Origin of the sequence: Rathayibacter sp. AY1E6 (assembly GCF_002931115.1) — a bacterium.
Classification (GTDB): domain Bacteria; phylum Actinomycetota; class Actinomycetes; order Actinomycetales; family Microbacteriaceae; genus Rathayibacter.
On the sequence record NZ_PSVK01000017.1, the window covers coordinates 39273 to 65462 of the forward strand.

Below are 26190 nucleotides of genomic sequence, written 5' to 3' on the forward strand. Positions count from 1 at the left end.
GCGGCCCGCGCCGAGCAGGATGGTCTGAGCTAGATCCGGTCCTCCAGCGCCGCGATCAGCGCCGCGCGGTCCTCACGGAGGATCGAGGCCCCACCCCCCGGCACGGTCCGCACCTCGACGCCGCGGGCGGCGAGGACGCCGCCCAGCGAGCCGTGGCCCAGCGGGTCCTCCGGCATCACGGCGAGCGTCGGCACGGGGAACGTCTCGGGGGCCTCGGCCGCACCCCGTGCCGTCAGCCCGCCGGCGGAGTCCTGCTCCCAGAGCGCGTGGGCCGACACGTCGAGCTCGATCTGCTCGTCCGTCCAGATCGGGTGGCGGTGGCGGAGGGAGCCGGCGTCGCCCTTCTCGACGTGCGCGACCGAGCCGCCGCGGTGGAGCGCGCTCGTCAGTCCGCGGGCGTCCGAGAACGCGGGGTCGAGCAGGACGAGCCGGTCGGCGCCGTACTCCGGGGCGAGCCGGGTGGCGACGACGGCGCCGAGGCCGTGGCCGATGACGAGATCGGGGGTCTGCAGCACCGAGGCGCGGACGTCCGACGCCCAGCGCTCCGGCGAGTACACGGGCGACGCCGGCGAGCCGCCGTGACCGGCGAGATCGGGGGCCACCACGCGGTAGCCGTGCTCGTGCAGCGTCGGGACCAGGGCGTACCAGATCCGGGAGTCGGAGCCGAGGCCGTGGAGGAGGAGCGCCGTCCGCTCGCCCGTTCCGCCGTAGTCGCGGACGAACAGCGCCAGCGGCTCGGCCGGCGCGGCGGCCAGCGCCTTCCGCTCGGCACGGGTCGGCTCGAGCACGAGGGTGTTGCCGAACGCCTGCGGTGCCGGCCCGAACGCATCGCGCGCGCTCTGGATCACCTTGCGGCCGAGCATCGCGTTGCCGACGCCGCCCAGTGCCGCTCCGATCCCGAACGGCATCGCCCGGCCGATCAGGCCCGCGCCCTGCTGGGCGAGGAAGTGCTTGGCGAAGGACTTCTTGGCGCGGTCCGCCAGCTCGCCCACGAGGAAGGACGGCAGGCCCTTCGTGACCACGGAGCCCCAGTACTGGTTGAGGCCGCTGCCCCCGCCGACGGCCTGCCCGGCCACCTGGCGCACCATCTCGCTGCCGGAGGAGCCCATCATCAGCGTGAGCACGAGGGCCCGCGCGCGGTCCGGGTCCTCGAGCGGGATCCCGTGCACCTCCGTCACCGACTGCGCGAAGAGCGCGCTCGCCTCCAGGAACCCTGCGGCTCCCGCGCCGGAGAGAGCCACCGAGGCGGCCGTGCCGATGCCGGGGACGACGGCGGTCGCCCCGATCGCCGCGCCTCCCGCGGCCACGCTCGAGAGGTACTGCCGCTCGAGCGACGTGATGATCTGCTCCGGAGTCGCCCCGGGACGCCGGCGCCGCAGCAGGCGGATGTTCGCCAGCACGGCCGGGCGCTGCACCGCGAGGAGCCGGTCGAGCAGCTTCGCCAGCTGCGCGTTCTCGGAGCCGTCGGCCTGCTCCACCTCGCCGGCCCTCTCCACGGCGCGCTCGCGCTTGCGGTCCTTCTGGGCCATGTCGTGCACTCCTGCGTCCTCGGGTGCCGCGTGCGGGAGGGGTCAGCCGTCGGAGACGGTGCCCTGGACGGGCGGGCCCTCGGCCGGCGCCGTGCTGCTCCGCGGTGTCGGCGCGTAGTCCTCAGCGTAACGCGCGAGCACCTCCTCGATCGGCGCGTCCAGCACCAGGCGGCCCTTGTCCAGGTAGAGCCCGCGCGTGCAGAAGCGGCGGAGGTCGCGCTCGTTGTGCGAGACGAAGAAGAGGGTGCGGCCGGAGGCGAGCAGCTCCTCGATCCGCGCGTAGCACTTCTCGCGGAACGCCCTGTCGCCGACCGCGAGCACCTCGTCCACCAGGATGATCGGCTCCTCGAGCCGCGACACGACGGAGAAGGCGATGCGCACCTTCATCCCGCTCGAGAGGTGCTTGTAGGGGGTGTCGAGGAAGTCGCCGATCTCGGCGAACTCGATGATCGAGTCGAAGCGCGCGTCGACCTCGCGCTTGGACATCCCGTGGAGACCCGCGGTCAGGTAGACGTTCTCGCGGACGCTCAGGTCGGCCACGAAGCCGCCGGTGATCTCGATGAGCGGAGCGACGCCCCCGCGCACCTCCACCGCACCCTCGTCCGGCAGCACGACGCCGGCGACGAGCTTGAGCAGCGTCGACTTGCCCTGACCGTTCCGGCCGACGACACCGATGGCCTCGCCCGCCCGCACCTGCACGTCGAGCCCGCGCAGCGCCCAGAACTCGCCGGGCCGCGAGCGGCGGGAGCGGCCGGCGAAGAGGTCCTTGAAGGAGCGGCGGCCCCGCCGGTTGCGGCGGAAGCGGATCCCGAGGCCGCGGCACTCGATGACCACCGGGGCGTCGGCCATCACAGCTCCTTCAGCACCGCGCGCTCGGAGCGGCGGAAGACGACGAGGCCCAGCGCCAGCACGAGCACCGAGATGCCCGCGGAGGCGAGGATGAGCGGGACGTCGAGCTCGCTCTCGAAGAACGCGGAGCGGTAGAGGGCGAAGATCCCGCTGAGCGGGTTGAGCGCCGCGAGCGGCCGGATCTGCTCCGGCAGGTTGGCCGTGGAGTAGATGATCGGCGACGCGTAGAAGAGGAACCGGAGGACGAGCTTCACGGCCCGCTCCAGATCGCGGAAGAACACCACGAGGGGGGCCACCAGCAGACCCACGCCGAGCGTGAGCACCGCCTGCAGCAGGATCGCCACGGGGAACAGCAGCGCCGCCCAGGTCAGGTGCGCGCCGGCGATCACGGCGAAGAGCACCAGCACCGGCAGGCTCGCCACGAACTCGATGCCCTTCGAGAGCACGATCCGCCCGACCCAGATGGTCCGCGGGATCGACGTCGACCGCACCAGCTTCGCCTCGCGGAGGAACGCGCGGGTCGCGTCGGAGGTCGCCTGGTTGAACCACATCCACGGCAGCAGGCCTGCGAGCAGGAAGACGATGTACGGGTCTTCGCCGACGGTCCGCTGGAAGACGACGGTGAAGACGAAGAAGTAGATGCCCGACATCACGAGCGGGTCGAGAACCGACCAGACGTAGCCGAGCGCGCTCGTGGCGTACCGGACGGTGAGGTCGCGCCTGGTGAGCAGCCAGAGGGAGTGGCGGTAGCGCCAGGCCCGGGAGCGCCGGTGGCGCAGGGCCGTCTCGGTCGCGAGGGTGTCGGCCGTGCTCACTGCGCGACTCCTCCCGTCGGCTCCGCTCGAGCCGGGGGAGGAGCCGGGAGCGTCAGACGAAGAGGTTCGCGCGCTCGAGGTCCTCGGCGAAGTCCACCTCGACGGCGTAGAGGTCGGAGATGTCCATCGGCTCGACGAGCAGGCGGTCCTGCTCGATCGCCAACTCTATGCCACGCTCGAAGTAGTCCTGGGCGTCGACCCGGGCGAGCTGGCGCACCAGCGCGGCCTTGTCGGAGGCGGACACGTAGTTGATCCCGACCGCCTCGCCGAGGCCGCCGCGCACCGTCTTGGAGAGCTCCTGGATGAAGCCCTCGGCGCTCGTCGTGTACTTGACCTCCTCGTCCGACACCTTCGAGGTGTTGACGGTGACGAAGGAGACGTCCTTCGCGATCAGCGCGGCCGCCCGGTCGAGGATGCGCGGGTCGAAGACGACGTCGCCGTTCATCCAGAGCACGCCGCCCTGCCCGCTCGCCTGCAGCGCGCGGAGGAGGCTCTTGGAGGTGTTGGTCTGGTCGTACTGCTCGTTGTAGACGAACGTCGCCGAGGGGAAGGCCTCGATGATGTGCTCGAGCTTGTAGCCGACGACGATGCTCACCGGGACCTTCGTGCCGAAGGCGTGGTGGATGTTGTCGAACTGCTGCTGCATGATCGTGCGCCCGTCGCTGAGCGGCGTGAGCGGCTTGGGGAGGGAGCGGCCGAGCCGGCTGCCCATCCCTGCGGCGAGGATGACGACGGTGGCGGGGCTGCTGCTCGTCGAACCTGTGTGCATCATCGTGTGTTCTCCTCGAATTAACCGCTGCGTCTCGATCTGATCGACTCCTCGGGTAGAGACCTAGTGTACAGTTCACGCCCCCCGGGGCCAGGGTGGTTGACCTCTCGCCGTGTCGCCGGGCGTCGGCGCGGGCGTCGGGGGCCCGCGGGCGAGTTGGTACCGTAGCCGGATGACGTCCGTGACGAACGCCGAGCCCGCTGAGGGTGCCGCGGATCCGGACGGCGCCTCGCCCGTCGTCTTCGAGCTGCACCAGCTGACCCGGACCTTCGGGAGGACGGTGGCGGTCGACCGCATCGACCTGGCCGTCCGCGCGGGGACCTTCTACGGGATCATCGGCCCGAACGGCGCGGGCAAGACCACCACGCTCTCGATGATGACGGGCCTTCTGCGACCCGACACCGGCCGCGTCCTCGTGCACGGCGTCGACGTCTGGAAGGACCCGTCGGCCGCGAAGCCGCTGATCGGGGTCCTGCCCGACCGCCTCCGGCTGTTCGACCGGCTCACCGGCGCCCAGTTCCTCGCCTACTCCGCCGCGCTGCGCGGCATCGACCTCGCCACGGCGAAGCAGCGCACGGTCGAGCTGGCCGAGGCGCTCGGCCTCTCCGACGCGCTGGAGCGCCTGATCTCGGACTACTCCGCGGGGATGGCGAAGAAGGTCGCCCTCGCGGCGGCGATGATCCACGCCCCGCGCGTGCTGGTCCTCGACGAGCCGTTCGAGTCGGTGGACCCGGTCTCCTCGGCCGCCGTGATCACCGTGCTGCGCCGCTTCGTCGAGGGCGGCGGCACCGTCGTCCTCTCCAGCCACGGGCTCGACTTCATCGAGCGCGTCTGCGACGACGTGGCCGTGATCGTCGGCGGGCGCGTGCTCGCCTCCGGGACGGTCGCGGAGGTCGCCGGCACCGCGACGCTGGAGGAGCGCTTCCTCGAGCTCGCGGGCGGCAAGCAGATCGCCGAGGGGCTGCAGTGGCTGCACGACTTCTCCGGCTGAGGGTCGACGTCCTCCTGGGCGCGTTCCGCTCCGGGCCCGCGCGCTCGGCCGGCGCCGTCCTGGGCGTGCTCGTGGTCGTCGCGGTGACGGCCCTGCTGATCGCGGCGATCGGCGCTCTGCGCTCCTCGGACGCGGCGGCGGGCGCTCTCGTGACCGCCGGCGGCCTCGTCTCCGTCGGCTTCCTGGTGCTGCCCTTCCTGCTCGGCCCGCTCGACCCGATGGATCCGCGCGCGTTCCGCCTCTTCGGCCTTCCGCCGCTCCGCCTCGCCGGGGCGCTCGCCCTGGCCGGCCTCGTCTCGGTCCCCACGCTCGCCCTGCTGGTGGTCGGGCTCGCGAGCGCGCCGCTCGTCCCGGGCGCAGGCGCCTTCGCCGTGGTCGGCCCGCTCCTCGCGGTGGCGACGGCCTCGCTGTTCGCGCGGATCGGCCTCGCCGCCTCCGCCGCCCTCGTCCCCTCCCGGACCGCCCGCGAGCTGCTGGCCGTCCTCGGCCTGGTGCTGATGCTCGGCGGTCCCGCAGCCCTCGGCGCCGCCGCGCTGGTCGACACGGGGGACACCCCGGTGCTCGAGCGCTGGGGCGCGGCGGTGGGGGCCACTCCGTTCGGCGCGGCGTGGATGATCGCCCCGGCCGCCCGGACCGGCGACGCGCTCGGCCCGCTCCTGCTGGCACTGGCGACGCTCGTCGCGGCGGGCGCGCTCTGGTGGCTCGTCGTCCGCCTGCTGACCGGGCGCCCCGAGCGCACGCACCGGCCGCCGCGCGGCCTCCGGCTGGGCTGGTTCGACGTCCTCGGCTCGACCCGGACCGGCGCGATCGCGGCGCGCAGCATCACCTACTGGCTCCGGGATCCGCGCTACCAGGCGTCGCTCGTCGCCGTGCCGGTGCTGCCGGTCGCGGCCCTGCTGCTGCTCGCGGTCGTCGGCGTCCCCTTCCCGCTGCTCTCGCTGCTCCCGGTCCCGCTGATCGCGCTGTTCCTCGGCTGGTTCCTGCACAACGACGTCGCCTACGACGGCTCGGCGTTCTGGCTCCACGTGGCCGCGGGCGTCCGCGGCTGGTCGGACCGGCTCGGCCGCGCCTTCCCGACCCTCCTGCTCGGCGTGCCGGTCGTCGTGCTCGGCTCGCTGATCAGCAGCGCGACCTCGGGGCTCCCCGATGCGCTGCCCGTCGTGCTCGCGGTGAACACCTGCCTCCTGCTCGTCCCCGCCGGCGTCGCCAGCGCCGTCTCGGCACGGCTCGCCTATCCGGCTCCGCGCCCGGGCGACAGCGCGTTCACGCAGCCCCAGGCCCCCGGAGCCAGTGGCGCCGGTCCGCAGTCCCTCGCGTTCGGCCTGGGGCTGCTCCTCTCGGCTCCGGCCGTGGTGCTCGGCGTCCGGGCCCTGTTCGTCGACCCGGAGGCGGCGGGCGACGCCGTGCTCGTCGGCTTCGGCAGCGCCGTGGTCGTCTTCGCCCTCGGCGTGCTCCTCGGCGGCCGGCTGTTCGAGCGCCGCGCGACCGAGCTGGTCGCGTTCACCAGCCGCTACTAGCGCCGCCCGATCCGGAGCGCACGGCCGCGGGCCCGGGCTCCGCGCGTAGGATCGTCGGCATGATTCCGCGCGTCCAGAACAGCAGCACCGACCCCCTCGAGGGAGGCGGAGGAACCGCCACGCTCGACCGCGAGCTCGAGGAGCTCCTCAACCAGGAGTCCATCGAGCCGGGCGACCACGAGCGCTTCTCCCACTACGTGCCGAAGGACAAGATCCTCGAGAGCGCCATCACCGGCAAGCCGGTCCGCGCGCTCTGCGGCAAGAAGTGGCTCCCGGGCCGCGACCCGGAGAAGTTCCCGGTGTGCCCGGCCTGCAAGGAGATCTACGCGAAGATGAAGTGAGCGCCCGCCCGCTCACTCGTAGCGGGTCGGGATGACGGGCTCGCCGCGGCCGAGCCGGAGCGCGTCGATCGGCAGCTCGAGGACCGCGTTCGCGTGGTGCGCGCGGGCTGCCGCCACTCCCTCGATGCCGAGGTGCTCGGGACGGATCGTCCCGTCCTCGATCAGGGGGACGAGCAGCGCCCGCTCGCCCTCGCCGACGGCGCCCTCGGGGCCGGCGCCCACGTGCACGACCTCGGCCTCGGCGACCCCGTCGTCCGAGAGCAGACGGCCGGCGGCCTTCCGCCCGCCGATCGACGCCTTCGAGACCGACTTCTTCGCCACCGCGACCCACTCGCCCGCGTCGTCCTCGTGCGCGACCAGCTTGTAGACCAGGCCCGCCGTCGGGTGGCCCGAGCCCGTCGCCACCGAGGTGCCGACACCGTAGGAGTCGACCGGCGAGGCCGCGAGCGCGGCGATCCCGTACTCGTCGAGGTCGTTGGTGACGGTGATGCGCGTGCCGGTCGCGCCGAGCGCGTCCAGCTGCTGCCGGACGGCGGCCACCTGCTGGGGGAGGTCGCCGGAGTCGATGCGCACAGCGCCGAGGCCGGTGCCGGCGACGCGGACCGCCAGGTCGACGGCGGCTGTCACGTCGTAGGTGTCCACCAGGAGGGTCGTGCCGGGGCCGAGCGCGGCGACCTGCGCGCGGAACGCCTCCTCCTCCGAGTCGTGGAGGAGGGTGAAGGAGTGCGCGGAGGTGCCCATCGTGGGCACGCCGAAGCTGCGGCCCGCCTCCAGGTTCGAGGAGGCGCCGAATCCGGCGATGTAGGCGGCGCGAGCGGCCGCGACGGCGGACCGCTCACCGGCGCGGCGCGAGCCCATCTCGGCGAGCGGCCGCCCGTCGGCGGCCGAGATCATCCGCGCGGCGGCGCTCGCCACGGCGCTGTCGTGGTTGAGGACGCTGAGCACCAGGGTCTCCAGCAGCACGCCGTCGGCGAAGGGCGCCTCGACGATGAGCACGGGGGAGCCCGGGAGGTAGACCTCGCCCTCGCGGTAGCCCCAGACGTCGCCCCGGAAGCGGTAGTCGGCGAGCCAGTCCAGCGTGCGGGAGTCGACGACGCGGTTCTCGCGGAGCCAGGACAGCTCGTCGTCGCCGAAGCGGAAGCGCGAGATCAGCTCGAGGAGCCGGCCGGTGCCCGCGAGCACGCCGTAGCGGCGTCCGGGCGGGAGGCTCCGGGCGAACACCTCGAACATGCAGCGGCGGTCGGCGGTGCCGCTGCCGAGGGCGCCCTCGACCATCGTGAGCTCGTACCGGTCGGTGAGGAAGGCCGTGGAGTCCATCCGCTCAGTGTTCCACGGCCGCCGCCGCGCGGCCCAGGCGCGGGTGCCGGGGCTTGCGCACGCCGCCGGGCCCGGGAGCGGCGTGCGGCCGGGACCGGGCCGCAGGGCGCGGGTAGGCTGTTCCTCCGTGACGGACGCACCGCTGGGCATCTTCGACTCCGGAGTCGGCGGGCTCACCGTCGCCCGCTCCGTGATCGATCAGCTGCAGAACGAGTCGATCGTCTACCTCGGCGACACCGCGCACTCGCCCTACGGCCCCAAGCCGCTCGCCGACGTCCGCGCCTACGCCCTCGACACCCTCGACACCCTGGTCGACCAGGGCGCCAAGCTGCTCGTCATCGCCTGCAACACCGCCTCGGCCGCGATGATGCGCGACGCCCGCGAGCGCTACACGCTCGGCCGCGGCATCCCGGTGATCGAGGTCATCCAGCCCGCCGTCCGCAGCGCTGTCCGCGACACCCGCAACCGCCGCGTCGGGGTGATCGGCACGGTCGGGACGATCCGCTCCCGCGCCTACGACGACGCCTTCGTCGCCGCGCCGGACCTGCAGCTGTTCACCGCCGCCTGCCCGCGCTTCGTCGAGTTCGTCGAGGCGGGCGTCACCTGGAGCGACGAGCTGCTCGCGGTGGCGGAGGAGTACCTCGCGCCGCTCAAGGCCGCGGGGGTCGACACGCTCGTCCTCGGCTGCACCCACTACCCGCTGCTGCGTGGTGCCATCGCGTACGTGATGGGGCCGGACGTCCGCCTCGTCTCGAGCGCCGAGGAGACCGCGCTCGACGTCTACCGGACCCTCGTGGCGCACGGCCTGCAGCGCACCTCCGCCGCCCCTCCGACCTACCGGTGGGAGGAGACGGGCTCGAGCGACTTCGTCCGCCTCGCCCGCCGCTTCCTCGGTCCGGAGGTCTCGAGCGTCGACCTCGTCGAGACCGGCACCATCAACCTGCGCGAGCTCGACCGGGCCGCGCTCCCGCACGATCGAGGGAGACCCGAGTGACCGACAGCACCGCATCGAAGGCCGCGCGCAAGGACGGGCGGGCGCCCGACGAGCTGCGCACCGTGACGATCGAGCGCGGCTGGAGCACCCAGGCGGAGGGCTCCGCGCTCGTCTCGTTCGGGAACACCAGGGTGCTCTGCACCGCCTCCTTCACGAACGGCGTGCCGCGCTGGCTGCAGGGCAAGGGCAAGGGCTGGGTCACCGCCGAGTACGCGATGCTGCCCCGATCCACCAACTCCCGCATGGACCGCGAGTCGGTCAAGGGGAAGGTCGGCGGGCGCACGCACGAGATCTCGCGGCTGATCGGCCGGAGCCTGCGCGCGGTGGTCGACACGAAGGCGCTCGGCGAGAACACCCTCGTGATCGACTGCGACGTCCTCCAGGCCGACGGCGGCACCCGCACCGCGGCGATCACCGGCGCCTACGTGGCGATGGCCGACGCGATCGAGTGGGCGCGCGGCAAGAAGTACGTGGGGCAGAAGGCGCAGCCGCTGATCGACAGCCTCTCGGCCGTGTCCGTCGGCATCATCGACGGCGTGCCGATGCTCGACCTGGCCTACGTCGAGGACGTGCGCGCCGAGACCGACATGAACGTCGTCGTCACCGGACGCGGCCTGTTCGTCGAGGTGCAGGGCACCGCCGAGGGGGCCCCGTTCGACCGCCGCGAGCTCGACGCCCTGCTCGACCTCGCGGTCGCCGGTGCCGCCGACCTCGCCCGCATCCAGGCCGAAGCGCTCGCCGCGGAGCCCGGAGCGTGAGCCTGGACCTCGTCCTCGCCACGCACAACGCGGGCAAGGTGGAGGAGTTCCGCGCCATGATGGCCGGCGCGCTCCCCGGAGTCGGCGTCCGCGCCTACGACGGACCCGAGCCCGTCGAGGACGGCGTGAGCTTCGCCGAGAACGCGCTGATCAAAGCGCGCGCGGCGGCGGCGCACACCGGCCTCGTGGCGCTCGCGGACGACTCCGGGATCTGCGTCGACGTCCTCGGCGGCGCGCCGGGCATCTTCTCGGCCCGCTGGTCGGGACGCGCGCACGACGCGACAGCCAACCTCGAGCTCCTCCTGGCGCAGCTGCACGACGTGAAGGCGGAGCACCGCGGTGCGCACTTCAGCTGCACCATCGCCCTCGTGGTGCCGGACTCCGTGCTCCCGGGCGGACAGGAGACGGTGGTCGAGGGCCGCTGGGACGGCGCGATCGCGACGGCTCCCCGCGGTGCGAACGGCCACGGCTACGACCCGGTGTTCGTCCCCGAGGCCGGGGCGCTCACGGCGGCCGAGCTCGCTCCCGAGCAGAAGAACGCCCGGAGCCACCGCGCCCGCGCCTTCACCGCGCTGCGCGCCGAGCTCGCCGCCCTGTCCGCCCGGCTCTGACCCCGGCGGGTTCCCACCGCGGGATGTCACTCCGGTGCACGCCTGTCGGCGTGCCGCGTGCCGGAGTGGCGTCTCGCGGAGGCGGAGGTCAGGACTTCGGGTGCTTGTCGTCCAGCGTGTCGGCGTCGAGCACGTAGGCGGCCGACTCGGTCGAGTCGGTCTCGGGGTCGGCGGCGAGCTTCGCCTTGCGCTGCTGCTGGAAGAAGTGGAACAGCGTCGGCACCAGCGCGAGCACGACCGCGCCGATCAGGATCACGTCGATGTAGTGCGAGACGAAGTCGGCGACCGGCGGGATGAAGGCGAGCAACCACCCGATCAGGGTGACCCCGCTGCCCCAGATCAGGGCGCCGATGAGGTTGTAGAGGCTGTACTTGCGGTAGTTCATGTGGGCCACGCCGGCCGCGATCGGCGCGAAGGTGCGGACGATCGGCACGAAGCGCGCGAGGATCACGGCGAGGCCGCCGAAGCGCTCGAAGAACGCGTTGGTCCGCTTCACGTTCTCGATGCTGAAGAAGCCGGACTCCTTGCGCTCGAAGATGCGCGGGCCGGCCTTGTGCCCGATCAGGTAGCCGACCTCGCCGCCGACGAAGGCCGAGAACCCGACGGCCAGGCAGATGACCCAGATCGGGACGCCGAGGCCGCCGTTCGACGCGTTCTCGTGCGCCAGCAGGCCCGTGATGATCAGCAGCGTGTCGCCCGGGAAGAGGAAGCCGATCAGCAGTCCGGTCTCGGCGAACACGATGAGGCAGACCACGAGCACACCCCAGGGGCCGAACGAGGTCAGGATCGTCTCCGGATCGAGCCAGGGGACGAGGGCGGCGTGATTCAACGGATCTCCAGTCGACGGGGGCCGGTGGCCGGTCGGCGGTCACGCGAGCGCGCTCAGCGTACCGGCCGATCCCGTGCGGAAGGAGGGACTCGAACCCTCACGCCTCTCGGCACAGGAACCTAAATCCTGCGTGTCTGCCATTCCACCACTCCCGCGTGCGGGCTCCAGTGTAGGAGGAGGGCCCCGCGCCTCAGCCGCGGGAGGCCGCCCGGGGGAGGTACCGCGGGATCCAGCGGGCGAGCGCCCCCGCTCCGCCCAGACCGAGCACCCCCATCACGACGGCGGCGAAGGGGAGGGAGATCAGGGCGGTGAGCGCCGACACGACGATCGGGGCGGCGGCGTTGCCCGCGTCGCCGGTGAAGCGGAACGCGCCGAGGAACGGGGCCGGATCGGCGGGGGGCGCGAGATCGGCGCCGATGGTCATCAGGATCCCGGAGCCGATGCCGTTCGCGGCCGCGAGCACGCAGGCCACGGCGACGAACCAGGGCACCGGATCGAGGGCGAGCACCGAGGCGGCGAGGGCGAGGTGGCCGAGCCCGAGGCCGATCATCGAGGGGATCGCGGTGGCGCCCCGGCCGAAGCGGTCCATCAGCTGGCCGCCGGCGTAGAAGAGGGCGAAGTCGAGCGCGCCGGCGATGCCGATGATGATCGCGGTGTCGGTCTCGGCGAGCCCGATGCTCACCGCCCAGAGGGGGAGGATCAGCGTCCGGCTCGCCCGCAGCGCCCCGATCACGGCGGCGCCGGTCCCCATCCGAGCGAGGACCCCGCGGTGCTCGCGCAGCGTCCCGAGCAGCGACTGCGGCGACTCCGGGACGGTCGCCGACGCCTCCGCGGCGACCACGTCCTCCGGAGCGGCGCGGTCGGCCGCGGCCTGCGCCCGCCGCAGCACCGTCGCGGGGTCGGGCACGAGCAGCAGGACCACGACCGCCGCCACGCAGCAGACGATGTGCACCCAGAAGACGGACTCGACGGAGCCGGTGAGGTGCACCACCCCGGCCGCCAGGAACGGGCCGATCAGCCAGCCGGCGCGGAACGCCCCGGCGAGGGCGCTGAGCGCGCGGGCGCGGTGCGTGATCGGGACGAACGACGTCATGAACGCGTGGCGCGCCAGCGCGAATACCGCGGTCGCGAGGCCGATCACGAAGACGCCGATCGTCAGCCCGACCCACGACGTCGAGAGCAGGCACACCACGAGCCCGAGGATCGACGCGGCCGAGGCTCCGAGCATGGCGCCGCGCTCGCCGATCCGCGAGACGATCCAGCCGCTGGGGATGTCGCCCGCCAGCTCGCCGATCATGATCATCCCGGCCACGAGGCCCGCCAGGGCCAGTGTCGCGCCGAGGTCACCGGCCGCGGCCGGCAGGAGGGGGATGATCGCCCCCTCGCCGATGGAGAAGAGGAGGGTGGGGAGGAAGGTCGACAGCAGCAGCGGCCCGACGGGGAAGGGGCGCGGAGCGGTGCTGGTCACCGTCCCCAGGGTACGCCCGGGCCGGAGGGCGGCCCCCGGCCCCCGGTAGTCTGGACGCACCATGCTGGACAACGACTTCACCGAGCAGATCACTGCTCTCCGCTCCACCTTCGCCGACATCCGCGCCGTCATCGACGTGGACGGCCTCCGCTCGAAGATCGCCGAGCTCAGCGAGCAGGCCGGCGCCCCCGACCTCTGGGACGACACGGCCAACGCGCAGAAGGTGACCAGCGCCCTCAGCCACCGCCAGTCCGAGCTCGCGCGGATCACCGCGATCGACCGGCGCCTGGACGACCTCGAGGTGCTCGTCGAGATGGCGAACGAGGCCGAGGACGCCGAGTCCGAGCAGGAGGCGATCGCCGAGCTCTCCTCCCTCCAGAAGGTCATGGGCGAGCTCGAGGTGCAGACCCTGCTCGACGGCGAGTACGACGACCGCCCCGCCGTGGTCACCATCCGCGCGGGAGCGGGCGGCGTCGACGCCTCCGACTTCGCCGAGATGCTCATGCGCATGTACCTCCGCTGGGCCGAGAAGCACAAGTACGCGGCGACCGTCATGGACGCCAGCTACGCGGAGGAGGCGGGCATCAAGTCGGCCACCTTCCAGATCGACGCCCCCTACGCCTTCGGCACGCTCTCGGTCGAGGCCGGAACCCACCGCCTCGTGCGGATGAGCCCCTTCGGCGCCGCGGGCAAGCGCCAGACCTCCTTCGCCGCGGTCGAGGTCATCCCGCTGATGGAGGAGGCCGGGGCGATCGAGATCCCGGACAACGACATCCGCGTGGACGTCTTCCGCTCCTCCGGCCCCGGCGGCCAGTCGGTGAACACCACCGACTCCGCGGTGCGCCTCACCCACCTGCCCACCGGCACCGTCGTGTCGATGCAGAACGAGAAGAGCCAGATCCAGAACCGCGCCGCGGCGATGCGCGTGCTCCAGTCGCGGCTCCTGCTGCTGCAGAAGGAGCAGGAGGCGGCCACCAAGAAGGAGCTCGCCGGCACCATCACCGCGAGCTGGGGCGACCAGATGCGCAGCTACGTCCTCGCTCCGTACCAGATGGTGAAGGACCTGCGCACCGACCACGAGGTCGGCAACCCCTCGCACGTGTTCGACGGCGATCTGGACGGCTTCATCGCCGCCGGGATCCGCTGGCGGAAGTCCTCCTAGCGCGGCTCGGGCGCGTCCCCACCGACGCGCCGCGCGCCCCCTCGGCGGACTCTTCGGGATCGTCGCTTACCCTCGTACCGACATGATTCGCTTCGACAACGTCTCCAAGCAGTATCGGGGCGGCACGAGACCCGCCCTCAACGCCATCGATCTCGAGATCCTCCGGGGCGAGTTCGTCTTCCTCGTCGGCGCCTCCGGCTCCGGCAAGTCGAGCTGCCTCCGCCTGATCCTCAAGGAGGAGCGCCCCTCCTCCGGGTCGATCCACGTGCTCGGGCAGAACCTCGGCAAGATCTCGAGCCGCAAGGTCCCGTACTTCCGCCGCAACATGGGCGTCGTGTTCCAGGACTTCCGGCTGCTGCCGAACAAGTCGGTCTTCGACAACGTCGCGTTCAGCCTCCAGGTGATCGGCAAGTCGAAGGGCTACATCCAGGAGGCCGTCCCGGACACGCTCAAGATGGTGGGCCTCGCGGGCAAGGCGTCGCGCCTGCCCCACGAGCTCTCCGGCGGCGAGCAGCAGCGCGTGGCGATCGCCCGCGCCGTCGTCAACAAGCCGGCCGTCCTGCTGGCCGACGAGCCCACGGGCAACCTCGACCCGACCACGAGCGCCGGCATCATGGCGCTGCTCGAGCGGATCAACGCGGGCGGCACGACCGTGATCATGGCGACCCACGAGGCCGGCATCGTCGACCAGATGAAGCGCCGCGTCATCGAGCTCTCGGCAGGCAGCATCGTCCGCGACGAGAGCCAGGGCGGCTACGGCCAGACCGAGAGCATCACCGTCGTCCACGACGGCGTCGTGGTCGTGGCGGCCGACGACCACGCTGTCGCCGAGCAGCCCGCGCCCCCGGCGATCATCGACAGCGAGCTCGCGCCCGCCGAGGTCCCCGAGATCGACCTGCGCCAGGAGGCCCCGGCCCCGCCGCCCGAGCCGGCCCGCCTCTCGCAGACCGCCGCCCAGCCCCGCGTCCCCGAGGGCCGCCGCTCCGCCGCCGTCGAGCCGGAGCGCGAGCCGGAGCCGGCCGCCGGGCCCGCCGCCGCCCCGCGCGTCGTCGAGCTGCAGAGCCAGACCGGTCCGATCTTCCTCCCCGCCGACACCGGCGCCCTGCCCGAGGAGTCGCTCGCCGCACGCCTCGGCCTCCGCGCCCACGCGGGCGAGGGCGACGAGACCGGCGACGACCAGCAGAACGTAGGACCCGTCAAGTGAGATTCGCACTGATCTGGTCGGAGGTCGCCAGCGGCCTCCGGCGCAACGTCTCCATGGTCGTCTCGGTGATCCTGGTGACCTTCATCTCCCTCACCTTCGTCGGCACGGCGATCCTGCTCCAGATGCAGATCGGCCAGATGAAGAACTTCTGGTACGACAAGGCGCAGGTCGCGGTGTACATGTGCACCGCCACCTCCGGCGGCTCGAACTGCAGCGGCTCCGACGCCACCGCCGAGCAGATCGACGCGGTGCAGGGCCAGCTCGAGGGCGCCACGCTCGCGCCGTACATCGACCGCTCCTACTTCGAGGACCACGACCAGGCCTACGCGAACTTCCAGGAGCAGTTCGCGGGCAACCCGGTCGCCGAGTACGTCACTCCCGACCTGCTCAACCAGACCTTCTGGATCAATCTGAAGGACCCGACCCAGTCGGACGTCATCGTGGAGAGCCTGTCGAGCGTCTCGGGAGTCGAGAGCGTCACCGACCAGCGGCAGTACCTCGACCAGATCTTCTCGATCCTCAACGCGGCGAGCTACACGGCGATCGGCATCGCCGTCCTGATGCTCGTCGCGGCCGTGCTGCTCATCGCCACCACGATCCGCCTCTCGGCGTTCTCGCGGAGACGGGAGCTGGGCATCATGCGGCTCGTGGGGGCCTCGAACAGGTTCATCCAGACCCCGTTCATCCTCGAGGGGGTCTTCGCCGCGCTGGTCGGCTCGATCCTCGCGGGAGTCGCGGTGGTCGCCATCGTGCAGGTCTTCGTGCAGGGGTTCCTGGCGTACCGGATCCCGCTGACCTCCTTCGTGGGACTCGACGACGCTCTGATCGTCGTGCCGATCCTGATCGTGGTCGGCATCGTCCTGGCCGCCGTCTCGGCGAACGTCGCGATCGCGCGGTACCTGCGGGTCTGATCCCGGACCGGACGTATACTGGTGGGCTGTCCCGTTCGGGGCGGCCCACCGGTGCATCGCCCCGACGATGCCCGCCCCCTTCATCCGCTCGCGACCCGAGGAGCAGCCGTGCCCAGAGAACAGGGACAGAAGGTCGTCGCGACCAACCGCAAGGCGCGCCACGACTACCTCATCGAGGACACCTACGAGGCGGGCCTCGTGCTCACCGGCACCGAGGTGAAGTCCCTCCGGGCCGGCCGCGCCTCGCTGGTCGACGGCTACGCCTTCGTCGACGGGGGAGAGGCGTGGCTCGACGCCGTCCACATCAACGAGTGGGCGCAGGGCACCTGGACGAACCACCCGCCGCGCCGCAAGCGGAAGCTGCTGCTGCACAAGGCGCAGATCCTCAAGATCCACAACAAGGTGAAGGAGGGCGGGTACACGCTGATCCCGCTCTCGCTGTACTTCAGCGACGGCAAGGCCAAGGTCGAGCTGGCCGTGGCCAAGGGCAAGAAGGACTACGACAAGCGCCAGGTCCTCCGAGAGCGCCAGGACCGCCGCGAGGCGGACCGTGCGATGTCGACCCGCCGCCGCCTCGGCGAGTAGGCCCCGGCGGGCACTGTCCGACGGGTGCCGCGCAAGCCTCTTCTTCGCGCCCCGTGCTTTGGGAGACTGGGGCGCGTGACCTCCCCCGAGAACAGCGCCCCCGCCGCCCTGAGCGCCGCCGACGAGAAGACGCGGTGGCGCGCCTTCGCGGTGAGCGTCGGAGTCGCGGCCATCACGATCCTCGACCTCTCGAAGGTCAACGTCGGCCTGCCGTCGATCGAGCGCTCGCTCGGAGCGGACGCGAGCCAGCTGCAGCTGATCGTCGCGGGCTACGCGCTCGCCTTCGGACTGGCGCTCGTGCCGGCCGGTCGGCTGGGCGACATCCGCTCGCGCCGCCTGCTGTTCCTCATCGGGCTGACCGCGTTCACGGTGACGAGCCTGCTCTGCGCGCTCGCGCCGTCGATCGAGCTGCTCGTCGTCGCGCGCTTCCTGCAGGGCGTCGCCGCGGGAATCCAGATGCCCCAGGTCCTCGGGCTGGTGCAGCAGATGTTCACCGGCGCCGAGCGGGCCCGGGCCTTCGGGGTCTTCGGCGCGACCATCGGCCTGTCGACCGCCTTCGGCCCGACCCTCGGCGGCCTCCTGATCGCGATCGGAGGCGAGCAGGACGGCTGGCGCCTGCTGTTCTGGATGAACATCCCGCTGGGCGTCGCCGCGCTGGTCTTCGCCTGGAAGCTCATCCCGAAGAAGCGCTCGCGGCCCGAGGGAGACCGGTCCCTCGACCCGGTCGGCCTGCTCCTGCTGGCGGTCGCGATCTTCGCGTTCATGCTGCCGTTCCTGCTGACCACGGGCTCCTCCTCGGACTCGCCCTACCGCTGGTTCTGGCTGGTGCTCGCCGCGGCCGCCGCCGCCGTCTTCGTGCGCTGGGAGGCGCACTACGCCGCGTCGGGGCGGACGCCCGTCATCGACTTCCGCATCTTCCGGACCAGCTCCTATCGCAACGGCATCCTGGTCGCGACCTCCTACTTCGCCGCGATCCCGGCGACCTTCCTCCTCACCACGCTCTTCCTCCAGCAGGGGCTCGGCCTCGAGCCGGTGTTCGCCGGCATGGTGAGCATCCCGTTCGCGCTGACCTCGGCGGTGACCGCCTGGTACGGCGGCAAGCTCGTGCAGCGCTACGGCCGCGCACTGGTGGTGCTCGGCATCGTGCTCGTGGTCATCGGCTTCACGCTCGTGCTGCTCGCCGCCGAGCTCCTCCCGGCCGAGACCGCCGCCTACGGCATGGGTGCCGCGATGCTCGTCGCCGGGGCCGGAGGCGGCTTCGTCGTGTCGCCGAACCAGACGCTCACCCTCGCCGAGATCCCGCCGGCGCAGGGCGGCGTGGCGGGCTCCGTGGGCCAGCTCGGCCAGCGCGTGGGCACCGCGGTCGGCACCGCCTGCGCCTCCGCCGTCTTCTTCGCGACCCTGGCGAGCGAGCAGGGGATGGCGGAGGGGCTGGACCGGTACCACGACGCCTTCCGCAACGGCTACTTCGTCACCCTCGGGCTGATCGCGCTCGCGCTCGTGCTGGGTCTGCTCGATCTGCGCCGCCGCCGGGTGACCGCCCGCGGAGCTGAGGTAGACTAGGACCCGTAACTCCACAGTGTGCGACGAACGACCCACTCCAGCGGCCTCCGGGCCGTCGAGTGCTCGCGGGGATGATCGGTTTCGACATTGCCTGCGAAACTGCGAGAAGCGGGTCGAGGATCCAGGGTCATCTCGTCAACGATCCCTGGAAAACACAGGTGCCGAACAGAAGCGCACCGACTTCGCTCTCGCTGCCTAAGCCAGAGTAGATAGTCCGTCAGCCCGTGGGTGCGTCCTCGCCCCGGATCCTGGCGTCATCTAGAGGACTTGCTGCGTCGTTACGCCTGAGGGCGACGCGGGACTTGCACTCGGGCTGGGCCCGTCGACCGATGCGCCGATGGTAACGGTCGGGGCCGAGCAGAACGCTCTCATCGGCTACACCCGTAGAAGGCGCAGAATCACAGCGATGGACGGGGGTTCGATTCCCCCCATCTCCACCACCGGTCGTCGTCGCACACTGGGAGCTCCGCTCCGCCGCCCTCACGACGGTCGCACGTCGAGCTGTCTGATCCGCCCGTAGAGGGTGAGCATCGCCAGCCGGTCGTCGTCGTCGTGCGCCGGGCCGGCGAGAGCCTGCGGCGGGGCCCAGTCCCGGTAGAGCACGCCCGGCGCCAGCACGGCGACGGCGGTGCCGGCCGGGTAGTGGGCGCTGCGGTCCACCGGCAGCTCGGCGAACGCGTCGGGCAGGAGCCGGTGCAGCACGTCCAGCAGAGGACGGAGCCGTGCTGCTCGCGCCTCGTGCACGGAGAGGGTCACGGCGTTCATCGCGGCGAGCGCGGCCACCAGGTGCTCGGCGGCGTCGTCGTCGTCGCACCGCTCGGTGACCAGCAGCGAGACCACACCGCGCGGCTTCAGCCAGCCGAGCGTGGCGGCCTCGTCGTCGCCGTCCACCGAGACGACGCGGTCGGAGGCGTGGGCGTAGTCGTGCAGGAGCCGCGACCAGACGTCGCCCGGGCCGGGCCCGTCGACCTGCGCGACCGCCTCCGCCGCGGCGAGCAGGGAGCTCTGCCGGTGGAGCCTCGGGAACAGGCTGTCCGCCGGTCCCCAGTGCTGCTCGGCCGTGCGCGAGCGCTCGGGGGGTTCCTGGTCGTGCCGGTCCTGCATGTCGACTCCTGAGCCGCCGGTCTCCGCGCCCCCTCGCGCCTGCCGTTCGTCCCTTCACCCTGCGCTCCGACGGAGCGCGTGTCAATGAGCCGAACGGGGGTCGATCGGAGCCGTGGTCAGCGAGCGGAGCCGAAGAGGCTGCCGGTGGTGGAGTCGTCGGCCGGATCGAGGACCGCGCAGACGATCGTGCGGTCCCCGTGGCGCCAGCCGACCTCGGAGGGGACGAGCGAGCGGTACTCGAGGGCGGAGTCGCCGTAGGCGATCCCCATCACGGCGCCGAACTCCGGCTCGCAGCCCGCCTCGGCCTGGGCGAGCAGCGTGTTGCGGCTGGTGTAGCGGTCTCCGGGCTGCGCGAACGTGTGGAAGACCTCCAGTGCGTGCTCCTCGGCGCACGGGACGACGTCCACGTCGTCGATGCGGTCGTCGCCCGGGTCGGCCAGGCAGTCGCCGCGCCGCAGCGAGAACACGTCGGTGACGCCGGCGGTCGCCACCGTGCCGCCCTCGTCACGCACGGCCTCCGGGCCGTCCGGCCCGACGACGGAGGAGCAGCCCGAGAGGAGCAGGAGGAGCGCCGCCGAGGCGAGCGCGGCCGTCCGGCTCCTCATCGCGGCGCCACGATCGCGAGCACCTCGTCGTGCAGCAGGCCGTTGGTGGCGACGGCGCTGCCGTGCCACGGCCCGTCCTCTCCGTCGGCGGAGGTGAAGCGGCCGCCCGCCTCCTGCACGATCGGCACCAGGGCGGCCAGGTCGTAGGGCTTCACGTCGAACTCGCCCGCACCGTCGAGGAGGCCCTCGGCGACGAGCATGTAGGGCCACGCGTCCCCGTACGCCCGGTCGCGCCAGACGGCGCCGGCGAGCTCGAGCAGCTGCGGGAGACGGCCCGCGCCCTTCCACTGCTGGATGCTGTTGTAGCTGAAGGTCGACGAGGCGAGCGTGTCGATCCCCGAGACGCGCAGCGGTCGCGGCTCGGTTCCGGCCTCCAGCTCGACGGCCCAGGCGCCGGAGCCCTCGGCCGCCCACCAGCGCGTGCCGAGAGCGGGAGCGGAGACGACTCCGACGACGGGGACGCCGTCGACCGCGAGCGCGATCAGGGTCGCCCAGATCGGGACGCCGCGGAGGAAGTGGGCGGTGCCGTCGATCGGGTCGAGGATCCACTGCCGCGAGGCCTCGCCCGAGGTGCCGAACTCCTCGCCGAGGATCGCGTCGTCCGGACGCTCGGCGGCGAGCAGCGCGCGGATCGCCTCCTCGACGGCGCGGTCGGCGTCGGTGACCGGGGTGCGGTCGAGCTTCGTGTCCACGACGAGGTCGAGCGCGCCGAACCGCTCCCGCGAGATCGCATCGGCCGCGTCCGCCAGGCGGAGGGCGAGTCGGAGGTCGTCGTCGAAGCTCTGGTCACTGCTCTGCGGGGTCACGCGACCACGATACCGGTGGGTCCCGCGGAGCCTCCGATCGCTGCCGCGGGCTTTCCGTCGCACTCGATTTGACGAGACGGGGGGAGACGCTGGTAATGTGATCCCTCGGTTCGGCACGCACGGTCAGCCGGCCGGAACGCACCTCTAGCTCAATCGGCAGAGCAACTGACTCTTAATCAGTGGGTTCTCGGTTCAAGTCCGAGGGGGTGCACGGACAGGCCCGATACTACGCGGAAACGCGGGTATCGGGCCTTCGTCGTTCCCGGGCTGACGGCAGCGCTGACGGCAACCGCGCTGCAAGACAGCCCGGGGCGGGCGGCATCACGAATTGTTGACGGCAGTCTGTGGGCCGCGGACGTTGAGCACCGGCTTCACGTAGTCGACGGTCTCGCCGCGACGCGGGCCGTACTTCGCGACGAAGGAGACCTCCTCGAGCTTGAGGACGGCCTTCGCCGGGCCGTCGATTTCGGCGGGGCGGCCGTCGACGTCGTAGCGGGCGAGGTCCTGGGCCATGCTCCACGAGCCGGTCTGGAACTTGAAGATCCCGAGGTCGGGGTCGGCGGCGAGGCGGAAGTAGAGCTCGATCTGAGGCGCCGGGCCGAGGCCGTCCTGGCCCTTGCGCTCCTGGAAGGAGAGCTCGGCGTCGGGGTCCGGCGTGCCGTCGGCGTAGGTCTCGCCGTCCGAGTCGATGATGAGCTTCCCCTGACGGCTCCAGAGGACCATGCGCTGACGGAGCGCGCTCGGGCCGGCGAGGATGACGTCGACGCCGTCGACGCCGGAGAAGACCTCGATCTTGTCCTCGCCCTTCGCCTCCCAGGGCTGGGGCGCGTCGCCGCCGAAGAGGTCGAAGACGCGGTCCGCGACGACGGGGTCGCCGGTCGTGATGCGCCAGTCGGAGACGGTCGCAGGGCGGCCGTTCAGGGTGTAGCCCGAGCGGAAGCGGCCGACGGTGTCGTCGACGAAGGAGGGCGGCGCATCGAGCTTAGGGGCCGGGTCGAGACCGAAGATCCGGAGCGGGCGGTCAGCCATGCGCAGCGCCCCCGCGAGCGACACGCCGCACTGCGCGCCAAGCGAGCTCGTAGTCGACGCCGCGGGCGGTGAGGTCACCGACGAGGGAGTCGAGGAGCGCGCGGGTGTCGTGGTCGAGTTGCGCGGTGTCGGCGTAGATGCCGAGCGAGCGCTCAGGCATCGGCCCGGACGAATGCACTCGCGGGGCCGTAGGAGCCGTCGAGGAAGACGGCACGGTAGGCCTCGGGGCCGTTGGGCCAGGGCTGAATGATGTAGTGCAACTCCAGTGCGGTCGCCGGGCCGTAGTCGTCGTCGGGGATGAACGCGTCGGGGTCGCCGAGCGAGGGGTCGGCATCGCAGAGGAGGTCGGCGGCGCCCGCGCCGGTGCTCTGGGAATGGTAGGTGTCCGTGGTGGAGGCGGTGTGCGAGTTCATGCCTTCATCATATGTAACCGAGTTACATGCGTGCAACTCAGTTACACTCGCGTGAGTGAACACACGCACCGAATTGCTGACACTGGCGGAAGAGCAGAGGACCTTGCCCGAGCGCCGCGGTGCTCTCGTAGAGCGCGCTCGCGCCGAAGGTATGACGTGGCGCGAGATTGCCGACCTTCTCGGCATGACAGAGCACGGTCTGATCAAAGCCGCGAAGCTACGCGCCTCCCACAACGACGAAAGGGCCCGCCCCGGACGGCAAGTCCAGGACGGGCCCTAGGCGCGTCAACAATGCAAGGACGCCGAGCGAAGGTAGCCTGTGAGGATGGAACTGGACCCTGCCGCTGTCGCGACTGCTGCGGCTGCCACCGGCGCTGGCGTAGTGTTCGCCAAAGAGGGTGCTCGCGTCTCCGCCGATCTTGTCGGCCGGGCTCTCGGACCCGCCGCGGACGAGCTCGGTGAGGTGCTCAAAGGTCTCACGCCTTGGCGCAAGCGCAATGTGGAGCGGATCGCGGAAAAAACTCAGCGCAAGGCCGGGCCGGATTCTGGACCTGCCGACGCCCGGACCGCACGCCGAATCCTCGACGAGGGTTCCTACTCTGACGACGAGATTATGGCGGAATACCTCTCTGGCGTTCTCGCTGTCACGAAGCGCGACCTCCATGGGGACTTGGGGGTGCCGTGGGCCGCGCTGATCGCAAACTTGAGCAGCATCCAGATACGGCTGCACTACCTTCTCTATCGGCAGTGGGCCGTTCTGCTCGAAGGGGCGGCCGACCTGAAACTCTCGAACTTCTCGACGATGCCGCGTGTTCAGATCCAGGTTGGGGCAGTTGAGTTGTTGTCTGGACTGGCTCTCGAGGGCCGCTCAGACGCGCTTGCGGTGTTCGAGCATGCGATGTTTGGGTTGAGGCGAATGGGTTTGATCGCCGACGAATTCCACGGCGGCAGCGGACCGGATGGTGGTCCTGCGATGACCATGGGCATGACGGTCGATGGACTGGAGTTGTACTCCTGGGCGATCGGTCGCGGGGCGATCCAGCCGAATGACTTCCTGTCGTTCGGGGCCGTCGAGGGTGACTACGACGACCTGCCGCTCCTCACGACCGCTGTCCTGCCGTACTACACGCCGACGGGCCAGTAGATCGGGTCTGAACGACGAAACGCCCCGTACCTGACCCAGTGGGCCGGGCGCGGGGCGTTCGCGCGTCCAAGAGGCGCAAAGGAATTCCCAGCAGGCCGCTAGTAGTGGCCCCACTTTGACTGGAAGTGCTGCATCAGCTTCCAGTCGTAGTCGTCGACGACGTCTCGGACGATTCCGTCGGCGACGTCGGCCGTGCGCGAGAGGAGGTACTCGCCTGTCCAGGGGTTCTGGACGTAGACGGGCACCGGCGCCTGGCCGGCAAGGCCTCCGCCTGCGACGGGTGGCGACGAGAAGCCCGCCGTCGGCTCGACGAGCGGGCTCGCGGTCGGGGAGGCGGCGTTCGTCAGTGCCACGACGGCGTCTTCGACTCCGCCGAGGGAGCTCGTCAGGCCGCCGACGAAGGCGTCGCCGACGGCCCCGCCGGAGTGGAGGCGCGCTTCTGACGACGAAAGGACCCGCCGCGGACGATAGGGCTCAGGATGAGCCCTAGGCGCGTCTTCTGTTTGTCAGTTGGATCCGCGCGCCGCCGACGCTGGCAACCTGTCTGCGCGGCGCGGCCTTATGCAGGCGGGAGGGTTGCGGGTCGAGGGCGCATTGCTGTGGTTGCGAGACGCGACCGCGCGCTTCGGACGTACTCGAGCCATTCCCACGGGTAGAGCACGACAATGTCTCCGGGAATAGTCGCTGTCCGAAAGTCCCGGTCCCGCGTGATACAAAAGCGGCGGTAGAAGGTGTTAGCGGCTCCGCTCGCTTCCGCAGTGCGGTACACGCAGCCGTCTTCATGAGAAAGCGGCGGACTGCCGTAGGAAATCTCCACGTCACCGATAGTTCCACCGCTGGTCATATCAAACGCAAGTTCGTCAATGAAGCTGTCCGTGAAGGACTGGGCATGCTCGTCGGACCAGCCTAAGCCGCGTTCCTCGTCCACTTCTCCGTTTTCGGGTTGAACGAGCTTGTCGAAAGCTAGGTCGTCGATGTGATGGCTCGTCCAAACCTCGAGCCGCTCTTCACCTAGGAAACGGCCTGAAATGGTCGTTGCAATCGCACGAAGACTGTCAACGCGATAGTCGGTGCTCGGTACCTGTGAGCCGCTCTGGCGCGCTGCGGCCTCGCTAAATTTGCTCCACGTAAAGGGCGGGCCGAGAAGGCGCGCCATGTCGAGGTAGATATTCACGTCGAACACAACGAGGCTCACTTGGGCGGGGAGCAGGCGTATGGGACTAGCCACTAACGTCGCTCGTGCAAGAGCTTCGGGCAGTGCGCTTTCGCTTGCTCGGCGGTCTCGTGTCCCTCGAGAGCGGCTTGTTCGTTATAACTGACCCCGCGGGCTCTGTTTGACGCTCGCGAATTTCCTTGAGGATTACATCCAGTTCGGACCAGTGGGCCGCTACGTCGGGCACGCGGCTTTTTGGAAGAATGACTATTCCGCCGGCGCTGACGTCGGCTGCGCGGCGCCCGAGCAGCGTTCGGTTGTCGCGGTAGAAGTTTGCGATCAGCGTAGGAGAGAGTGGACGCCGACTTCTTGCATCGGCTGGCAGATCTCCGCGTGCAGCTTTCCAGGGTTGTTCGGCGTGAGTGAGGTCCGACAACTCCTTGCCACTGAGTGACCCATACTGTGCGACCACTGCATCAACCACGGTGCGAGCGCGGTCTTCAACTTTGTTTGCGTCCCCGCTCCAGGAGCGAACAGTCCCAGACTTATGCTGCTGGTACACGTGGTCAACGACGGGTCCATCCCGCCAGGCCTCGATGGTGTCTGGAAAGAGCGACTCGTCATGGATGGCCAGATGCCACGCCTGGGAGTAAAAGAGGAGCTTCTGCAGCTTCATCGCGTCAATCGCACCGACACGTTCGGTGAGGAGTGCGGCTACGTCATCGATCTTCATGCAGCACCTCCTCCGGCCTCGCTTCTGACGGGCCTGTCTCGTCGATCGAGTAATGCGGCCCGGTCGTCGTGTCCCAAGACTCGTGTGTCGATGGTACGTAAGTCTGATGGGTCTGGGCTGCGGTTTCGCGTTCAGGGAACTGCGACACGCCGATGGGCCACGAACTCCCCGGCGAAGCGAGCGTTCGCGGCGGTGTTCAGAATGGCGGCGGCTCCTCGAGGACCGCAGGGCGGTCTTCGAGGTCGTCATGGGCCTCAAAGCGGTCACGGAAGCGGTCCTCGCCGGCCAAGCGCTCGCGGATTTCGCTCCGCTTGAGGCCCGGTACCGCGCCGAGGAGGCTCTGGTACGCGGCGCCGATGCCGCGGCGGTCGTTGCCGGGCGACCGCGCGGCGAAGCTACACGCGCGGTCGAAGGCTGCGGCCGGTGTCCAGCCATCTGCGGGGGTGTCGGGGTGCCAGCGCTCTTCGCCGTCGTCGAAGCGGACGTCGAGGGTCAGCGATCGAGGGGCGGCGCGCTGACTGGAGGGCGGCCTCATGTCTTGCCATGCCAGCGGCTGGCGGCGCCTTGTCGGCCTCGCTCGCTAGCGGTCAGCTTCCCGCTCGTCGGCGGCGGCACGAGGCGCGCCAGGATCCCGGCTGCCGCGGTGCGGGCGAGGCGGGACTCGACGCTCGAGGGATGGACGACGATCTGCCCCGTCGAGCCGGTAGCGACGCCGCCCGCCTCGCGCGCGACGATGGCGTGCGCCTCGCCCGCGGCCAGGAGCTCGCAGGCCGTCTCGAGAGCGGCGAACTCGGCGCCGGCGAGATCTCGCCGTTGCTCGAGTACGGCGTCGAAGGCGTCGCGGACGACGTCGGGCCAGTGCTCGGGGTACGCGGGGACGTCGGTCATGGAAGCTCCTGAGAGGGTGAAACGAGGGCGGGCAGCGAAAAAATAGGACCTATGCCCGCATCGACAGGGCGTTGCTGTGCCGCTTCGGGGAGGGGAGGAGGG

Annotated in this window: 31 protein-coding genes, 2 tRNA genes and 1 other RNA gene; 15 read left to right on the forward strand and 19 right to left on the reverse strand. The window is 71.0% G+C overall.

Annotation, left to right across the window (positions count from 1 at the left end; all coding sequences use genetic code 11):
- Positions 1-29: 29 nt before the first annotated feature.
- Genes C5C46_RS12835 through C5C46_RS12850 form a run of 4 tightly spaced genes read right to left on the reverse strand, consistent with a single transcriptional unit; the run spans position 30 to position 3962 of the window.
- Positions 30-1529 carry an alpha/beta fold hydrolase gene (locus C5C46_RS12835; RefSeq protein ID WP_104226962.1) on the reverse strand — a complete coding sequence of 500 codons (1500 nt, stop codon included), beginning with the start codon at positions 1527-1529 and terminating at the stop codon, positions 30-32.
- 42 nt (positions 1530-1571) lie between these two features.
- Positions 1572-2378 carry an ABC transporter ATP-binding protein gene (locus C5C46_RS12840; protein WP_104226963.1) on the reverse strand — a complete coding sequence of 269 codons (807 nt, stop codon included), beginning with the start codon at positions 2376-2378 and terminating at the stop codon, positions 1572-1574.
- Positions 2378-3193, reverse strand: coding sequence for an ABC transporter permease (locus tag C5C46_RS12845; protein WP_374953048.1), 816 nt, complete (start codon positions 3191-3193; stop codon positions 2378-2380). Before C5C46_RS12845 ends, C5C46_RS12840 begins: the two co-directional genes overlap by 1 nt.
- Before the next feature lie 52 nt (positions 3194-3245).
- Positions 3246-3962, reverse strand: coding sequence for an NTP transferase domain-containing protein (locus tag C5C46_RS12850; protein WP_104226983.1), 717 nt, complete (start codon positions 3960-3962; stop codon positions 3246-3248).
- 172 nt (positions 3963-4134) lie between these two features.
- Here C5C46_RS12850 and C5C46_RS12855 point away from each other — a divergent pair, with 172 nt between their 5' ends.
- The 3 genes from C5C46_RS12855 to C5C46_RS12865 are packed head-to-tail and all read left to right on the forward strand — an operon-like array spanning position 4135 to position 6811.
- The gene (locus C5C46_RS12855; RefSeq protein ID WP_104223570.1) at positions 4135-4953 is read left to right on the forward strand and encodes an ABC transporter ATP-binding protein; all 819 of its coding nucleotides are present in this window, start codon (positions 4135-4137) and stop codon (positions 4951-4953) included.
- Positions 4929-6470, forward strand: coding sequence for an ABC transporter permease (locus tag C5C46_RS12860; protein WP_104226964.1), 1542 nt, complete (start codon positions 4929-4931; stop codon positions 6468-6470). The genes C5C46_RS12855 and C5C46_RS12860 overlap by 25 nt, the downstream gene beginning before the upstream one ends.
- 59 nt (positions 6471-6529) lie before the next feature.
- Positions 6530-6811, forward strand: coding sequence for a DUF3039 domain-containing protein (locus C5C46_RS12865; protein WP_104223568.1), 282 nt, complete (start codon positions 6530-6532; stop codon positions 6809-6811).
- Between the two features lie 12 nt (positions 6812-6823).
- On the opposite strand, the gene C5C46_RS12870 is transcribed toward C5C46_RS12865, so the two are convergent.
- Positions 6824-8128, reverse strand: coding sequence for a nicotinate phosphoribosyltransferase (locus C5C46_RS12870; RefSeq protein WP_104226965.1), 1305 nt, complete (start codon positions 8126-8128; stop codon positions 6824-6826).
- 127 nt (positions 8129-8255) lie between these two features.
- Between C5C46_RS12870 and murI the strand changes: the two genes are divergently transcribed.
- Genes murI through rdgB form a run of 3 tightly spaced genes read left to right on the forward strand, consistent with a single transcriptional unit; the run spans position 8256 to position 10491 of the window.
- The gene (gene murI / locus C5C46_RS12875) at positions 8256-9122 is read left to right on the forward strand and encodes a glutamate racemase (protein WP_104223566.1); all 867 of its coding nucleotides are present in this window, start codon (positions 8256-8258) and stop codon (positions 9120-9122) included.
- Positions 9119-9880 carry a ribonuclease PH gene (rph, locus tag C5C46_RS12880; protein ID WP_104223565.1) on the forward strand — a complete coding sequence of 254 codons (762 nt, stop codon included), beginning with the start codon at positions 9119-9121 and terminating at the stop codon, positions 9878-9880. Before murI ends, rph begins: the two co-directional genes overlap by 4 nt.
- Entirely contained in the window at positions 9877-10491 is a 615-nt protein-coding gene (rdgB, locus tag C5C46_RS12885) for an RdgB/HAM1 family non-canonical purine NTP pyrophosphatase (RefSeq protein WP_104226966.1), read from the forward strand. The genes rph and rdgB overlap by 4 nt, the downstream gene beginning before the upstream one ends.
- A gap of 88 nt (positions 10492-10579) precedes the next feature.
- Here rdgB and C5C46_RS12890 read toward each other — a convergent pair whose 3' ends face one another.
- The 3 genes from C5C46_RS12890 to C5C46_RS12900 all read right to left on the reverse strand — a co-directional run bounded on the left by C5C46_RS12890 (position 10580) and on the right by C5C46_RS12900 (position 12788).
- Entirely contained in the window at positions 10580-11320 is a 741-nt protein-coding gene (locus tag C5C46_RS12890; RefSeq protein WP_104223563.1) for a DedA family protein, read from the reverse strand.
- 74 nt (positions 11321-11394) lie between these two features.
- Positions 11395-11475: transfer RNA gene (locus tag C5C46_RS12895), tRNA-Leu, on the reverse strand.
- A gap of 35 nt (positions 11476-11510) precedes the next feature.
- Positions 11511-12788 carry an MFS transporter gene (locus C5C46_RS12900; protein ID WP_258059482.1) on the reverse strand — a complete coding sequence of 426 codons (1278 nt, stop codon included), beginning with the start codon at positions 12786-12788 and terminating at the stop codon, positions 11511-11513.
- Positions 12789-12849: 61 nt separating this feature from the next.
- Here C5C46_RS12900 and prfB point away from each other — a divergent pair, with 61 nt between their 5' ends.
- From prfB to ssrA, 6 genes are all read left to right on the forward strand, one after another.
- A complete protein-coding gene (prfB, locus tag C5C46_RS12905) occupies positions 12850-13950 on the forward strand; it encodes a peptide chain release factor 2 (protein WP_104226967.1) in 1101 nt (366 codons plus the stop codon).
- 82 nt (positions 13951-14032) lie between these two features.
- Positions 14033-15154: a cell division ATP-binding protein FtsE gene (ftsE, locus tag C5C46_RS12910; protein ID WP_104226968.1), complete on the forward strand. Its 1122-nt coding sequence runs from the start codon at positions 14033-14035 to the stop codon at positions 15152-15154.
- Positions 15151-16065: a permease-like cell division protein FtsX gene (ftsX, locus tag C5C46_RS12915; protein WP_104223559.1), complete on the forward strand. Its 915-nt coding sequence runs from the start codon at positions 15151-15153 to the stop codon at positions 16063-16065. Before ftsE ends, ftsX begins: the two co-directional genes overlap by 4 nt.
- Positions 16066-16173: 108 nt before the next feature.
- Positions 16174-16650 carry an SsrA-binding protein SmpB gene (gene smpB, locus C5C46_RS12920; RefSeq protein WP_104223558.1) on the forward strand — a complete coding sequence of 159 codons (477 nt, stop codon included), beginning with the start codon at positions 16174-16176 and terminating at the stop codon, positions 16648-16650.
- A 75-nt stretch (positions 16651-16725) separates the two neighbouring features.
- The gene (locus tag C5C46_RS12925) at positions 16726-18213 is read left to right on the forward strand and encodes an MFS transporter (protein ID WP_104223557.1); all 1488 of its coding nucleotides are present in this window, start codon (positions 16726-16728) and stop codon (positions 18211-18213) included.
- 67 nt (positions 18214-18280) lie between these two features.
- Positions 18281-18653, forward strand: a transfer-messenger RNA (tmRNA) gene (gene ssrA / locus C5C46_RS12930).
- A gap of 40 nt (positions 18654-18693) precedes the next feature.
- On the opposite strand, the gene C5C46_RS12935 is transcribed toward ssrA, so the two are convergent.
- The 3 genes from C5C46_RS12935 to C5C46_RS12945 all read right to left on the reverse strand — a co-directional run bounded on the left by C5C46_RS12935 (position 18694) and on the right by C5C46_RS12945 (position 20728).
- The gene (locus C5C46_RS12935) at positions 18694-19317 is read right to left on the reverse strand and encodes a hypothetical protein (protein WP_104226969.1); all 624 of its coding nucleotides are present in this window, start codon (positions 19315-19317) and stop codon (positions 18694-18696) included.
- 116 nt (positions 19318-19433) lie between these two features.
- Complete coding sequence (locus C5C46_RS12940) at positions 19434-19922, reverse strand: septum formation family protein (protein ID WP_104226970.1); 489 nt, start codon at positions 19920-19922, stop codon at positions 19434-19436.
- The gene (locus C5C46_RS12945; protein WP_104226971.1) at positions 19919-20728 is read right to left on the reverse strand and encodes an inositol monophosphatase family protein; all 810 of its coding nucleotides are present in this window, start codon (positions 20726-20728) and stop codon (positions 19919-19921) included. Before C5C46_RS12945 ends, C5C46_RS12940 begins: the two co-directional genes overlap by 4 nt.
- A 138-nt stretch (positions 20729-20866) precedes the next feature.
- On the opposite strand from C5C46_RS12945, the gene C5C46_RS12950 reads away from it, so the two are divergent.
- Positions 20867-20939, forward strand: a tRNA-Lys gene (locus C5C46_RS12950).
- Positions 20940-21049: 110 nt separating this feature from the next.
- Here the strand turns inward: C5C46_RS12950 and C5C46_RS12955 are convergent.
- From C5C46_RS12955 to C5C46_RS12960, 3 genes are read right to left on the reverse strand one after another with little or no spacing between them, the layout of a single operon-like run.
- The gene (locus C5C46_RS12955) at positions 21050-21757 is read right to left on the reverse strand and encodes a hypothetical protein (protein ID WP_146078990.1); all 708 of its coding nucleotides are present in this window, start codon (positions 21755-21757) and stop codon (positions 21050-21052) included.
- Complete coding sequence (locus tag C5C46_RS16985) at positions 21750-21917, reverse strand: hypothetical protein (protein WP_181136526.1); 168 nt, start codon at positions 21915-21917, stop codon at positions 21750-21752. The genes C5C46_RS12955 and C5C46_RS16985 overlap by 8 nt, the downstream gene beginning before the upstream one ends.
- Positions 21910-22170 (reverse strand): hypothetical protein, encoded by a 261-nt coding sequence (locus C5C46_RS12960; RefSeq protein ID WP_104226973.1) that lies wholly within the window; start codon positions 22168-22170, stop codon positions 21910-21912. The genes C5C46_RS16985 and C5C46_RS12960 overlap by 8 nt, the downstream gene beginning before the upstream one ends.
- A gap of 55 nt (positions 22171-22225) precedes the next feature.
- Between C5C46_RS12960 and C5C46_RS16625 the strand changes: the two genes are divergently transcribed.
- Together C5C46_RS16625 and C5C46_RS12965 are read left to right on the forward strand one after the other, a co-directional pair.
- Positions 22226-22450 (forward strand): hypothetical protein, encoded by a 225-nt coding sequence (locus tag C5C46_RS16625; protein WP_146078991.1) that lies wholly within the window; start codon positions 22226-22228, stop codon positions 22448-22450.
- A 45-nt stretch (positions 22451-22495) separates the two neighbouring features.
- The gene (locus C5C46_RS12965; RefSeq protein WP_146078992.1) at positions 22496-23314 is read left to right on the forward strand and encodes a hypothetical protein; all 819 of its coding nucleotides are present in this window, start codon (positions 22496-22498) and stop codon (positions 23312-23314) included.
- Positions 23315-23412: 98 nt separating this feature from the next.
- Here C5C46_RS12965 and C5C46_RS12970 read toward each other — a convergent pair whose 3' ends face one another.
- From C5C46_RS12970 to C5C46_RS12980, 5 genes are all read right to left on the reverse strand, one after another.
- Positions 23413-23667, reverse strand: a complete 255-nt coding sequence (locus C5C46_RS12970; RefSeq protein WP_104226975.1) for a hypothetical protein — start codon at positions 23665-23667, stop codon at positions 23413-23415.
- Between the two features lie 206 nt (positions 23668-23873).
- A complete protein-coding gene (locus tag C5C46_RS16630) occupies positions 23874-24497 on the reverse strand; it encodes a hypothetical protein (RefSeq protein WP_146078993.1) in 624 nt (207 codons plus the stop codon).
- 37 nt (positions 24498-24534) lie between these two features.
- On the reverse strand, positions 24535-25200 hold the full coding sequence (locus tag C5C46_RS16990; RefSeq protein ID WP_181136527.1) for a Panacea domain-containing protein: 666 nt from the start codon (positions 25198-25200) through the stop codon (positions 24535-24537).
- Positions 25201-25396: 196 nt separating this feature from the next.
- Positions 25397-25735 (reverse strand): hypothetical protein, encoded by a 339-nt coding sequence (locus tag C5C46_RS16995; RefSeq protein ID WP_181136528.1) that lies wholly within the window; start codon positions 25733-25735, stop codon positions 25397-25399.
- The gene (locus C5C46_RS12980) at positions 25732-26088 is read right to left on the reverse strand and encodes a hypothetical protein (RefSeq protein WP_104226977.1); all 357 of its coding nucleotides are present in this window, start codon (positions 26086-26088) and stop codon (positions 25732-25734) included. Before C5C46_RS12980 ends, C5C46_RS16995 begins: the two co-directional genes overlap by 4 nt.
- Between the last annotated feature and the right edge of the window lie 102 nt (positions 26089-26190).

Excerpts from the sequence above, each read along its gene's own strand:
- C5C46_RS12835 (WP_104226962.1), bottom strand. The coding sequence starts at position 1,529 with ATGGCCCAGAAGGACCGCAAGCGCGAGCGCGCCGTGGAGAGGGCCGGC.
- C5C46_RS12840 (WP_104226963.1), bottom strand. The coding sequence starts at position 2,378 with ATGGCCGACGCCCCGGTGGTCATCGAGTGCCGCGGCCTCGGGATCCGC.
- C5C46_RS12850 (WP_104226983.1), bottom strand. The coding sequence starts at position 3,962 with ATGCACACAGGTTCGACGAGCAGCAGCCCCGCCACCGTCGTCATCCTC.
- C5C46_RS12855 (WP_104223570.1), top strand. The coding sequence starts at position 4,135 with ATGACGTCCGTGACGAACGCCGAGCCCGCTGAGGGTGCCGCGGATCCG.
- C5C46_RS12865 (WP_104223568.1), top strand. The coding sequence starts at position 6,530 with ATGATTCCGCGCGTCCAGAACAGCAGCACCGACCCCCTCGAGGGAGGC.
- C5C46_RS12870 (WP_104226965.1), bottom strand. The coding sequence starts at position 8,128 with ATGGACTCCACGGCCTTCCTCACCGACCGGTACGAGCTCACGATGGTC.
- prfB (WP_104226967.1), top strand. The coding sequence starts at position 12,850 with ATGCTGGACAACGACTTCACCGAGCAGATCACTGCTCTCCGCTCCACC.
- ftsE (WP_104226968.1), top strand. The coding sequence starts at position 14,033 with ATGATTCGCTTCGACAACGTCTCCAAGCAGTATCGGGGCGGCACGAGA.
- C5C46_RS12935 (WP_104226969.1), bottom strand. The coding sequence starts at position 19,317 with ATGCAGGACCGGCACGACCAGGAACCCCCCGAGCGCTCGCGCACGGCC.
- C5C46_RS12940 (WP_104226970.1), bottom strand. The coding sequence starts at position 19,922 with ATGAGGAGCCGGACGGCCGCGCTCGCCTCGGCGGCGCTCCTCCTGCTC.
- C5C46_RS12955 (WP_146078990.1), bottom strand. The coding sequence starts at position 21,757 with ATGGCTGACCGCCCGCTCCGGATCTTCGGTCTCGACCCGGCCCCTAAG.
- C5C46_RS16985 (WP_181136526.1), bottom strand. The coding sequence starts at position 21,917 with ATGCCTGAGCGCTCGCTCGGCATCTACGCCGACACCGCGCAACTCGAC.
- C5C46_RS12960 (WP_104226973.1), bottom strand. The coding sequence starts at position 22,170 with ATGAACTCGCACACCGCCTCCACCACGGACACCTACCATTCCCAGAGC.
- C5C46_RS12965 (WP_146078992.1), top strand. The coding sequence starts at position 22,496 with ATGGAACTGGACCCTGCCGCTGTCGCGACTGCTGCGGCTGCCACCGGC.
- C5C46_RS16990 (WP_181136527.1), bottom strand. The coding sequence starts at position 25,200 with ATGAAGATCGATGACGTAGCCGCACTCCTCACCGAACGTGTCGGTGCG.
- C5C46_RS16995 (WP_181136528.1), bottom strand. The coding sequence starts at position 25,735 with ATGAGGCCGCCCTCCAGTCAGCGCGCCGCCCCTCGATCGCTGACCCTC.
- C5C46_RS12980 (WP_104226977.1), bottom strand. The coding sequence starts at position 26,088 with ATGACCGACGTCCCCGCGTACCCCGAGCACTGGCCCGACGTCGTCCGC.